This window comes from Streptomyces montanisoli (assembly GCF_017813245.1).
Classification (GTDB): domain Bacteria; phylum Actinomycetota; class Actinomycetes; order Streptomycetales; family Streptomycetaceae; genus Streptomyces; species Streptomyces montanisoli.
The window spans coordinates 21,618-32,680 of sequence record NZ_JAGIQL010000072.1 but is presented as its reverse complement, the minus strand read 5'-3'; the positions used below and the strand labels follow the sequence as shown (position 1 = coordinate 32,680).

Below are 11,063 nucleotides of genomic sequence, written 5' to 3'. Positions count from 1 at the left end.
TCGCACAACGCCCCGCGGCCCGGCGCGCCGCCCAGCGCGGAGGCCGCAGGCGCGGGGCCGACACCGCGCCCGGGACGGGCACGGGACCAGGGGCCGGTGGGCGCGGCAGAGGCCGGGGGCCCGCCAAGAAGCGCTTCATCGACTACCCGCGCTTCGAGAAGTACGGCTGGCGCCGCTGGATGCCGTCCTGGAAGCTGTCCGGCGCGCTCGTGCTGGGGTTCTTCGGCTCGATACTGGCCGCGGGCTCGGCCGCCTACGCGCTCGTGGGACTGCCCCAGGTGAGTCTGGCGGCCAAGGCGGAGAACAACGTCTACTACTGGTCGGACGGCACCCCGATGGTCTCCACCGGTGGTGAGCGCAACCGCCAGATCATCGGCATCGACCAGATCCCCAAGGCGATGCAGGACGCGGTGGTCTCCGCGGAGAACAAGTCCTTCTACACGGACTCGGGCATCGACCCCCAGGGCATCGCGCGCGCCGTCCTCAACATGGCGAAGGGCCAGGAGACGCAGGGCGGCTCCACGATCACCCAGCAGTACGTCAAGAACGCCCGCCTCGGAGACCAGAGCCAGACCCTCAGCCGCAAGGTCAAGGAGCTGTTCATCTCCATCAAGGTCGGCACCAAGATGGACAAGCGCCAGATCCTGGCCGGCTACCTGAACACCTCTTACTACGGCCGGGGCGCCTACGGCATCCAGGCGGCGTCACGCGCGTACTTCGGCACGGACGCCAAGAACCTCGACCCGAGCCAGTGCGCCTTCCTCGCCGCGCTGCTCAAGGGCGCCACCCTCTACGACCCGGCGGGCAACCCGGGCCTGAACCCGAACGCGACGCACGAGGCGAACACCAAGCGCGAGACGCAGCGGTGGAGCTGGATCCTCGACCAGATGGTCCAGGACCACAAGCTCAGCGCCGCGAAGCGCGCCACGTTCAAGACGCTTCCCGACTACGACCAGCCGAAGAAGTCCCACCAGCTCAGCGGCCAGGTCGGTTACCTGGTGGACCTCGCGAAGTCGTACGTCGCCCACAACAGCCAGGGCATCACGGCGGACGACCTCTCCCACGGCGGTTACGAGATCTACACGACCTTCGACAAGAAGAAGGTCGACCAGCTCGAGAAGGCCGTCGAGAAGGTCCGCAAGGCCCACATCGATCCGAAGAAGCGGCCCAAGAAGGACAAGTACGTGCAGTTCGGCGCCGCGTCCGTGGAACCGCAGACGGGGAAGATCGTCGCGATCTACGGCGGCGAGGACGCCACCAAGCACTTCACCGACAACGCCGACTTCACCGGGGCCCAGGTCGGATCGACCTTCAAGCCGTTCGTGCTGGCCGCCGCCATGGAGCACGGGAAGAGAGACCCGAGTCTCGGTCCCGACCAGCCCGACTCCGCGCGGACGCCGGTCAACCCGGACACCAGCCGCTACCCCGGCAAGAACATGTACAAGGTCAAGGACTACACAGGCAAGGACTGGGTGGACAAGAGCGGCAAGGAGTGGCTGCAGGCCAACGACGAGGGGTACAACCAGTCGTCGATCAGCCTGCGTGAGGCCATGCGCGAGTCCGTGAACTCCGCGTTCGTGCAGCTCGGCATGGACGTGGGCATCCCGACCGTCCGTACGGAGGCCGAGAAGGCCGGCCTGTCCGCGAGCCAGCTGAGCAAGTCCGACGTGCCGTCGTTCTCCATCGGCATCTCCGACCCGAGCGCCATCCGCATGGCCGGCGCGTACGGCACCTTCGCCCAGCACGGCAAGCAGCGCGAGCCGTACTCGGTGACGAAGGTCCTCAAGCGCGGCAAGGAGGTCTACAAGCATCAGGACAAGGTCACGCAGGCGATGCCCGCGCAGGTCGCGGACAACGTGACCGACGTGCTGCGGACCGTCGTCGACAAGGGCACGGGCACCAACGCGCAGGTCGCGGGCCGTGAGGTGGCGGGCAAGACCGGTACGACCGACGAGAACAAGTCGGCCTGGTTCGTCGGCTACACCCCGGCGCTCTCGACCGCCGTCGACATGTACCGCATGGACGACAGCGCGAAGGGCGACCACAAGTTCCTGTCGATGTACGGAACGGGCGGCCTGGAGAAGATCCACGGCGCGTCGTTCCCGTCGGGGATCTTCCAGGACTACATGACGAAGGCGCTGGCGGGCACGACCGTCCAGAAGTTCACGAAGCCCAAGCCCATCGGCAAGTCGGTCTTCGGCGGTGGCCTGCACTCCCCGCCGCCCTCACCGTCCGTCTCCCCGTCCACGTCCCCGTGGTCCTCCCCGTCCCCGTCCACGCAGCCGTCGCCGTCGACGAGTCCGTCCGACGTCTCGCCGCCGCCGTCGCCGTCCGACACCTGCACCTCGTGGTGGGGCTGCTCCGACGGCGGGCAGAACGGCACGGGCGGCAACGGCGGCAACGGCGGCAACGGCGGCAACGGGGGCACGGGAGGCAACGGCGGCACCACCGGCGGTACCGACCCGTCGCCGTCCGACTCGCAACCGGGCAGTGACACCGGCGGCAACGGAGCGGGCGGCGGCAACAACGGAGGCACGGGCAGCATCTTCGGCGGCCCGGTCACGTAGGCACGCGACCACGGCCGCCCCGGGGGGCCGTCGCGCCGGGCCCGTACCCCTCGTGTACGGGCCGGACGCGGCGGCCCTCGTCGCGTTGCCGGCGCCGTACGGCAGGATGGGCGCCATGCCCAGCGCAGAAGACACCTCCGCACCCGCCGGTACGTCCGTCGCGCCCCAGGAGGCGGACGACGTCGCGCCCACGCGCCGCGACCGGATCGCCGCGGCCGGCAGCGAGCTGATCGGCGGCCCCTTCGGGCGCTGGGCGTACGCCAGAGCGAGCTGGCTCACCCCCGTACGCGTCGTCGCGCTCGTCGCGATCGGCATGTTCGCGCTCGGCATGGTCCAGAAGCTGCCCTGCTACGACTGGGCGTGGTTCCGCGGCGCCAGCTCCCAGTACACGCACGCCTGCTACTCGGACGTCCCGCACCTCTTCCAGGCGCGCGGCTTCTCCGACGGCCTCGTGCCGTACTTCGACCGCCTGAACGGCGACATGGACTACCTGGAGTACCCCGTGCTCACAGGCCTGTTCATGGAGGTCGCCTCCTGGATCACCTCGCTGTTCACGTCGAGTGACGCCGACCTGATGGGCCGCGAGCAGGCCTACTGGATGGCGAACGCGGCGATGCTCCTCGTCTGCGCCGCGATCATCGCCGTGTGCACGGCCCGCATCCACAGGCGCCGCCCCTGGGACGCCCTGCTGGTGGCGCTCGCGCCCGCGTTCGCGCTGACCGCCACGATCAACTGGGACCTGTTCGCCGTCGCCCTGACGGCGGCGGCGATGCTCATGTGGACGAGGGGCAGGACGGTCGCGTTCGGCGTCCTCATCGGGCTGGCCACGGCCGCGAAGCTGTATCCGGTGCTGCTCCTCGGACCGCTGCTCGTGCTGTGCTGGCGGGCCGGCAAGTGGCGGGCGTACGGGACGGCGCTGCTGGGCGCCGCCTGCGCCTGGCTCGTGGTGAACGTGCCGGTGATGCTGCTGGCCCCCGAGGGGTGGAAGAAGTTCTACACGTTCAGCCAGTCGCGGCCGGTGGACTTCGGGTCGTTCTGGCTGATCATCAACCAGCACACCGGCGCGTTCACGAACGACGTCGGGCCGGTCAACACGTACTCGATCCTGCTGATGGTGCTCGCCTGCGCGGGCATCGGCGCGCTGGCGCTGATGGCGCCGCGCAGGCCGCGGTTCGCGCAGCTCGCCTTCCTCGTCGTCGCCGCGTTCATCCTGACCAACAAGGTGTACTCGCCGCAGTACGTGCTCTGGCTCGTGCCGCTCGCGGCGCTCGCGCGGCCGCGCTGGCGCGACTTCCTGGTGTGGCAGGCGTGCGAGGTCATGTACTTCCTCGGCATCTGGATGTACCTCGCCTACACGACCAGCGGCGACGCGCACAAGGGGCTGCCGGCGCAGGGGTACCAGATCGCGATCGCGCTGCACCTGGCCGGCACGCTGTTCCTGTGCGCGATGGTCGTGCGGGACGCGCTGATGCCCGAGCGCGACCCGGTGCGCGCCGACGGCGAGGACGACCCGTCGGGCGGCGTGCTCGACCGGGCGCCCGACGTCTTCGTCCTGGGCGAGGCGGCGCGCGCACGCCTCGCCGGCGACGAGGAGGGGGACGAGGGCCCCGGACGGCGGGTCGAGTGGGGCCGCGACGAGTGGGACACCGGCCACTGGCCGCCGCCGGCACCGGGGAAGGGCCGGCACGGGGGGTAGCCCCCGTGCCGCCCGGGCCCGCACGCCGGGCGGTGACGAGCACAGCGGGTGGCGCCGGGATCCGTCTCTCAGACCCCGGCGTGCCGCTCCGGCTCCTGTGGCCCCGGCCGCCCTCTGGCCCGTGCCCCGCACGGCGAGCGCCTGGCGCCCAGGTCACTGTGCCCAGGCTCCGGCGTCAGAGCCCGTCGGCCGTGATCGTCGGCTGTGCGCACCCGCGAGGCGTGGGGGGGGCCGGGGCACGCTGCTCCGGCTCGTGCGGCCCTTTCGGCGCGCCGCGCCCGGCGGCGGCGCCTCCCACGCTCAAGCCGCGCGGCGCGCAGGGCGCTCAAGCCCGCGCGGCGCGCCGCTCGCTCAGCGGTCGACGAGCCGGTCGAACTGCGTCGTCGTGTGGCGCAGGATCGCCACCAGCTCGTCACCGATCTTCGGCTCCTCCGCGTCCGACGGCACGAACAGGATCGACACCTGCATGTGCGGCGGCTCCGCGAACCAGCGCTGCTTGCCGGCCCAGACGAACGGCGACAGGTTCCGGTTGACCGTGGCGAGCCCCGCGCGTGCCACGCCCTTCGCCCGCGACGTCATGCTGTGCACCGCCTTCGGCGCCTCGAGCCCCACGCCGTGGGACGTGCCCCCGGCGACGACCACGAGCCAGCCGTCGGCCGCCGTCCTCTGCTGGCGGTAGCCGAACCGGTCGCCCTTGACGACCCGGGTGACGTCGAGGACCGCGCCCCGGTACTCCGTCGCGTCATGGTCGCCGAGCCACAGCTTGGTGCCGATGCGCGCGCGGAAGCGGGTCTGCGGGAACTGCTGCTGGAGCCTGGCCAGCTCGTCGGCCTTCAGGTGGCTCACGAACATCGTGTGCAGCGGCAGCCGGGCCGCGCGCAGCCTGTCCATCCACGCGATGACCTCCTCGACCGCGTCAGAGCCGTCCGTGCGGTCGAGCGGCAGGTGCAGCGCGAAACCCTCGAGACGCACGTCCTCGATGGCCGCGTGCAGCTGCCCGAGCTCGTCCTCCCTGACGCCGTGGCGCTTCATGGAGCTCATGCACTCGATGACCACGCGCGCGCCCACCAGCGCGTACACGCCGTCGATGGACGAGACGGAGCGGACCACCCGGTCGGGCAGCGGCACCGGCTCCTCGCCCCGCCTGAACGGGGTCAGGACCAGCAGGTCGCCGCTGAACCAGTCCTTGATGCTCGCGGCCTCGTAGATCGTGCCGACGGCGAGCATGTCGGACCCGAAACGGGTCGTCTCCTCCGCGAGCCGCCCGTGCCCGAAGCCGTACCCGTTGCCCTTGCAGACGGGCACGATGCCGGGGAACTGATCGATGACCGACTTCTGGTGCGCCCGCCAGCGCGCGGTGTCGACGTAGAGGGAGAGCGCCATGCCGGTCCTGGACCTTTCTCTCGGCTGCCGTAGCCGTCAGCTGTTTCTCGAACGTTCTCGGGGGGGAGCGTATGGGCGGTCAGCGCCGCGACATATACATGTCCAGCGCCTTGTGGAGGAGCTTGTTCAGCGGGAAGTCCCACTCGCCGATGTACTCGACGGCCTCGCCGCCGGTGCCCACCTTGAACTGGATCAGCCCGAAGAGGTGGTCGGTCTCGTCCAGGGAGTCGGAGATGCCGCGCAGGTCGTAGACCGTCGCGCCCATCGCGTACGCGTCACGCAGCATGCGCCACTGCATGGCGTTCGACGGCCGCACCTCGCGCTTGTGGTTCGCGGAGGCACCGTACGAGTACCAGACGTGGCCGCCGACGATCAGCATCGTCGCCGCGGCGACGTTCTCGCCCTCGTGGCGCGCGAAGTAGAGCCGCATGCGGTTCGGGTCCTCGGTGTTCAGGACCGTCCACATGCGCTCGAAGTACGACTGGGGCCGCGGCCTGAAGTGGTCGCGCTCCGCGGTGATCTCGTACAGGCGCTGCCACTCGGCGAGGTCGTTGTAGCCGCCCTGGACGACCTCGACGCCCGCCTTCTCGGCCTTCTTGATGTTGCGGCGCCACAGCTGGTTGAAGCCCTTGAGCACCTCGTCGAGCGACCGGTTCGCCAGCGGCACCTGGAAGACGTAGCGCGGCTGCACGTCGCCGAAGCCGGCGCCGCCGTCCTCGCCCTGCTGCCAGCCCATCTTCCGCAGCCGGTCGGACACCTCGAACGCGCGCGGCTCGATGTGGGTGGCCTCCACGTCGCGCAGCCGCTTCACGTCCGGGTCCTGGATGCCGGACTTGATGGCGGCCGCGTCCCAGCGGCGGATCACAACCGGCGGCCCCATCTTCACCGAGAAGGCGCCCTGCTGCTTGAGGTGCGCGAGCATCGGCTGCAGCCACTCGTCCAGATTGGGCGCGTGCCAGTTGATGACCGGGCCCTCCGGCAGGTACGCGAGGTAGCGCTTGATCTTGGGCAGCTGCCGGTACAGCACGAGCCCCGCGCCGACCAGCCGGCCGGTCGCGTCGAACCAGCCGAGGTTCTCCGAGCGCCACTCCGTCTTCACGTCGGACCATGCCGGCACCTGGCAGTGGCTGGCGGAGGGCAGGCTCTGGATGTACGCCAGATGCTGCTCACGGCTGATGGTCCTGAGGACCAGGCTCTTGCTCTGGGGCAGGCTCATGCGGGGGCGCTCCTCGGCGGGTGTGTCCCCAGTGGGTACGTGGGGCTCCGGGTCACGCGCCGAAGCCTACTGCGCCCCGGGAGCGTCGGCCTGGCCGTGTCGGCCACCGCGCGTGCGTGCTGGTTGCCGGCACGGCGCGCGGTGGCCGACGGCGGCTGTGACGGCCGGCCGCGCTCAGGCGACGAAGAGGCCGCCGTGTGCCATGCCGAGGAAGAAGCCGATCGCGGCGGCTCCGAGGCCGAGGATGGTCAGGAAACGCTCGCGTGTGGTCACGGAGACGTACTGCGTGTACGCGCCGACGACGATGCCCACGAGGCCGACCCACGAGGTCAGCAGCGACAGGCTGTGGAACCAGGCGGTCACGAAGGCCAGCAGCCCGAGGACGAGCGTCGCGGCCATGAGGGTGTCCTGCAGCGGGTGGGGCTTCCCGTCGGAGGCGAAGAGGGAGCCGCCTGACGTCTTCGGATGCATTGCCTGTGCCATGAGGCACCTCCTGGCTGACCGGCGGCGCGTCGTAGCGCCGCGCGTACCCGATGTACCCAGATTGTGCCCGGGTGCGGGCGGATTTCAACCGGACGTGCATGTCCGGGTAGCCTGTACGGTCTGCGGCGGTGTCTGCCCAGGTCTGCCCGAGCCGGTTCGCCGGCCCGATTGTCAGAGGCGGCCGATACCGTTGCTCACGCATCACGACCCTCCTGCCACGGAACGACCGTGGCCGCCGAGTCCAAAGGAGGTGGGTTCCACATGCGTCACTACGAGGTGATGGTCATCCTCGACCCCGATCTCGAGGAGCGTTCTGTCTCCCCGCTGATCGAGAGCTTCCTTTCCGTCGTCCGTGAGGCCGACGGAAAGGTCGAGAAGGTCGACACCTGGGGCCGTCGTCGTCTCTCCTACGAGATCAACAAGAAGCCCGAGGGCATCTACTCGGTCATCGACCTCCAGGCCGAGCCTGCGGTCGTCAAGGAGCTCGACCGGCAGATGAAGCTGAACGAGTCGGTCCTCCGGACCAAGGTGCTGCGTCCCGAGACGCACTGAGCCGAGGCTCGGCAGCGAGTTCGGCATCGAGTAACGAGTAGCAGCACAGCCAAGCATTCCCGCGCAATCCCCGCCGAGAGGTTCCATCCATGGCAGGCGAGACCGTCATCACGGTAGTCGGCAACCTTGTCGACGACCCCGAGCTGCGCTTCACGCCGTCGGGGGCCGCGGTCGCGAAGTTCCGCGTCGCGTCGACCCCCCGCATGTTCGACCGCCAGACCAACGAGTGGAAGGACGGCGAGAGCCTGTTCCTGACCTGCTCGGTGTGGCGCCAGGCTGCGGAGAACGTCGCCGAGTCGCTGCAGCGCGGCATGCGCGTCGTCGTCCAGGGCCGGCTCAAGCAGCGGTCCTACGAGGACCGTGAGGGCGTCAAGCGGACGGTCTACGAGCTGGACGTCGACGAGGTCGGTCCCAGCCTGAAGAACGCCACTGCCAAGGTCACCAAGACCACGGGCCGTGGCGGCCAGGGCGGCTACGGCGGTGGCGGCCAGCAGGGCGGCGGCGGAGGCGGCGGCTGGGGCGGCGGCTCCGGCGGCGGTGCTCCGGCCGACGACCCCTGGGCGACCAGCGCCCCCTCCGGTGGCCAGCAGGCGCCGCAGGGCGGCGGGGGTGGCTGGGGCGGCAGCTCCGGCGGCTCGGGTGGCGGCTACTCGGACGAGCCCCCCTTCTAGGACGGCTCCCTCGTCGAGGGACCTTCCGGAAGAGCGGGTTCGCACCCACACTTCTTGATCACACAGGAGAAACACCATGGCGAAGCCGCCTGTGCGCAAGCCTAAGAAGAAGGTCTGCGCATTCTGCAAGGACAAGACCCAGTACGTGGACTACAAGGACACGAACATGCTGCGGAAGTTCATTTCCGACCGCGGCAAGATCCGTGCCCGCAGGGTCACCGGTAACTGCACCCAGCACCAGCGCGATGTCGCCACGGCCGTGAAGAACAGCCGTGAGATGGCGCTGCTGCCCTACACGTCCACCGCGCGCTAAGGGAGGGTGACCGCATCATGAAGATCATCCTCACCAACGAGGTCAGTGGCCTCGGCGCTGCGGGCGACGTCGTCGATGTCAAGGACGGCTACGCCCGCAACTACCTCGTCCCCCGTGGGTTCGCGATCCGCTGGACCAAGGGCGGCGAGAAGGACGTGGCGCAGATCCGCCGCGCCCGCAAGATCCACGAGATCGCCACCATCGAGCAGGCCAACGAGATCAAGGCCCGCCTCGAAGGCGTGAACGTGCGCCTGGCCGTGCGCTCCGGCGACGCGGGCCGCCTGTTCGGCTCCGTCACCCCGGCCGACCTCGCCTCGGCGATCAAGTCGGCCGGCGGTCCTGAGGTCGACAAGCGCCGTATCGAGCTCGGCGCGCCCATCAAGACGCTGGGCGGGCACCAGATCTCGGTGCGTCTGCACCCCGAGGTCTCCGCGAAGCTCGGTGTCGAGGTCGTCTCCGCCTGATCGGTGGCGCCTCGGCAACGAAGGGCCGCACCCCCTGGGGTGCGGTCCTTTCGGTTTCACGTGAAACGGCGAGTGGTCGTCGCCCTCAGCGGGTGGCGCCGGTGACCATCCAGCGGCCGGACCGCATGCGCAACGCGAGCGTCACCAGGCGAACCAGCATCATCAGCCCCATGGACCACCACACGGCCGTCAGGCCGCCGCCGAGTGCCGGTACGGCCAGCGCGACCGGGGCGAAGACGGCCAGCGTGACCACCATCGCGCCGGCCAGGTAGACGCCGTCCCCCGCCCCCATCAGCACGCCGTCCAGGATGAACACGATGCCGGCGACCGGCTGCGTGACCGCCACCACCAGCAGCGCGGGAAGCAGTGCCGCGCGCACGGTCGCGTCCCCGGTGAACAGCGGGATGAACAACGGGCGGGCCGCGACGATCAGCACGCCGATCACCACCCCCGTGAGCAGCCCCCAGAGCACCATCCTGCGGCATGCCTGCCGCGCGCCGTCCGTGTCGCCGGCTCCCAGGTAGCGGCCGATGATCGCCTGGCCCGCGATGGCGATCGCGTCCAGGGCGAACGCGGTCAGGCTCCAGAGCGACAGCACCACCTGGTGCGCCGCGATGTCCACATCGCTGAGACGTGCCGCCACGGCGGTCGCGATGAGGAGGACGGCGCGGAGCGAGAGCGTACGGACCAGCAGGGGCACGCCGGCCCGCGCACTCGCCCGGACACCGGCCGCGTCGGGACGCAGGGACGCCCCGTGACGGCGTGCTCCGCGCACGACGACGACCAGGTAGACGGCCGCCATCGCGTACTGGGCGATCACCGTGCCCCACGCGGAGCCGGCGATGCCGAGCCCGGCGCCGTAGACCAGCGAGGCGTTGAGGGCGGCGTTGGCCGTGAATCCTCCGACGGCCACGTAGAGCGGTGTCCTGGTGTCCTGCAGGCCGCGCAGGACCCCCGTCGCCGCGAGCACCATCAGCATCGCGGGGATGCCGAGGCTGGAGACGCGCAGGTAGGTGGCGGCGTACGGCGCCGCGGTGTCCGACGCGCCGAACGCGCTCACCAGCCAGGGGGCCGTGGGCAGGGTGACGGCGATGACGGCGGCGCCGATCAGGAGGGCCAGCCAGATTCCGTCCATGCCCTGCTGGATGGCGGCCCTGAGATCGCCGGCGCCGACACGCCGCGCGACGGCGGCGGTGGTGGCGTACGCGAGGAAGACGAAGATGCTCACCGCGGTGGTCAGCAGGACGGCCGCGACCCCGAGACCCGCGAGCTCCCGGGTCCCGAGATGGCCGACGATGGCGCTGTCCACCATGACGAAGAGGGGCTCGGCGACGAGCGCCCCGAAGGCCGGCACGGCGAGCGCGACGATCTCGCGGTCGTGCCGGCGGCGGTCATGGCGCAGGGCGGCCCTGGGCGGGGAGGGGACCTGGGTCATGACCCCTAATCTAGTCTTCCACAGGTAAGAGGTGCAATGCCTGATGGATGCTTACAGTTGCTTGTTGTGGACAACCGGGGCGCCGACCTTTGCTCCGATCTTGTGCTGTCCGGGAAAGTTTTTCTCCCCCACAGCCGGTGGATGGCAAAGCCGCAGGTCAATAAGGGTCGAGTCGGGGGCGCGGCATCTTGTCCACAGAGCTGTCCCCCGCTTCGTGCACAGGAACGGTGAGGTTCTCCACAGCATTGAATCGCTCATCCACATGGCCTGTGGATAACCAGAT

The 11,063-nt window shown here is 70.1% G+C and carries 10 protein-coding genes; 6 read left to right on the top strand and 4 right to left on the bottom strand.

What is annotated here, in order from left to right:
• A partial coding sequence (locus JFN87_RS18380; RefSeq protein ID WP_245180246.1) for a transglycosylase domain-containing protein occupies positions 1–2,567 on the top strand: 2,567 nt, incomplete at its 5' end.
• 115 nt (positions 2,568–2,682) lie between these two features.
• The gene (locus JFN87_RS18375) at positions 2,683–4,263 is read left to right on the top strand and encodes a glycosyltransferase family 87 protein (protein ID WP_372449250.1); all 1,581 of its coding nucleotides are present in this window, start codon (positions 2,683–2,685) and stop codon (positions 4,261–4,263) included.
• Between the two features lie 351 nt (positions 4,264–4,614).
• Here JFN87_RS18375 and JFN87_RS18370 read toward each other — a convergent pair whose 3' ends face one another.
• The 3 genes from JFN87_RS18370 to JFN87_RS18360 all read right to left on the bottom strand — a co-directional run bounded on the left by JFN87_RS18370 (position 4,615) and on the right by JFN87_RS18360 (position 7,345).
• Positions 4,615–5,646 (bottom strand): alanine racemase, encoded by a 1,032-nt coding sequence (locus tag JFN87_RS18370; RefSeq protein WP_209341277.1) that lies wholly within the window; start codon positions 5,644–5,646, stop codon positions 4,615–4,617.
• A gap of 79 nt (positions 5,647–5,725) precedes the next feature.
• Positions 5,726–6,862 carry a lipid II:glycine glycyltransferase FemX gene (locus JFN87_RS18365; protein WP_209341275.1) on the bottom strand — a complete coding sequence of 379 codons (1,137 nt, stop codon included), beginning with the start codon at positions 6,860–6,862 and terminating at the stop codon, positions 5,726–5,728.
• A 174-nt stretch (positions 6,863–7,036) separates the two neighbouring features.
• A complete protein-coding gene (locus JFN87_RS18360; RefSeq protein WP_209341273.1) occupies positions 7,037–7,345 on the bottom strand; it encodes a hypothetical protein in 309 nt (102 codons plus the stop codon).
• A gap of 261 nt (positions 7,346–7,606) precedes the next feature.
• Between JFN87_RS18360 and rpsF the strand changes: the two genes are divergently transcribed.
• The 4 genes from rpsF (at position 7,607) to rplI (ending at position 9,345) form a co-directional block, all read left to right on the top strand.
• Positions 7,607–7,897, top strand: coding sequence for a 30S ribosomal protein S6 (gene rpsF / locus JFN87_RS18355; protein WP_030905355.1), 291 nt, complete (start codon positions 7,607–7,609; stop codon positions 7,895–7,897).
• Between the two features lie 89 nt (positions 7,898–7,986).
• On the top strand, positions 7,987–8,568 hold the full coding sequence (locus tag JFN87_RS18350) for a single-stranded DNA-binding protein (RefSeq protein WP_209341271.1): 582 nt from the start codon (positions 7,987–7,989) through the stop codon (positions 8,566–8,568).
• 76 nt (positions 8,569–8,644) lie between these two features.
• Positions 8,645–8,881: a 30S ribosomal protein S18 gene (gene rpsR / locus JFN87_RS18345; protein ID WP_003967857.1), complete on the top strand. Its 237-nt coding sequence runs from the start codon at positions 8,645–8,647 to the stop codon at positions 8,879–8,881.
• A 17-nt stretch (positions 8,882–8,898) separates the two neighbouring features.
• Positions 8,899–9,345 (top strand): 50S ribosomal protein L9, encoded by a 447-nt coding sequence (gene rplI / locus JFN87_RS18340; protein ID WP_030905350.1) that lies wholly within the window; start codon positions 8,899–8,901, stop codon positions 9,343–9,345.
• 85 nt (positions 9,346–9,430) lie between these two features.
• Here rplI and JFN87_RS18335 read toward each other — a convergent pair whose 3' ends face one another.
• Positions 9,431–10,780, bottom strand: coding sequence for an MATE family efflux transporter (locus tag JFN87_RS18335; protein ID WP_209341269.1), 1,350 nt, complete (start codon positions 10,778–10,780; stop codon positions 9,431–9,433).
• Positions 10,781–11,063: the final 283 nt, after the last annotated feature.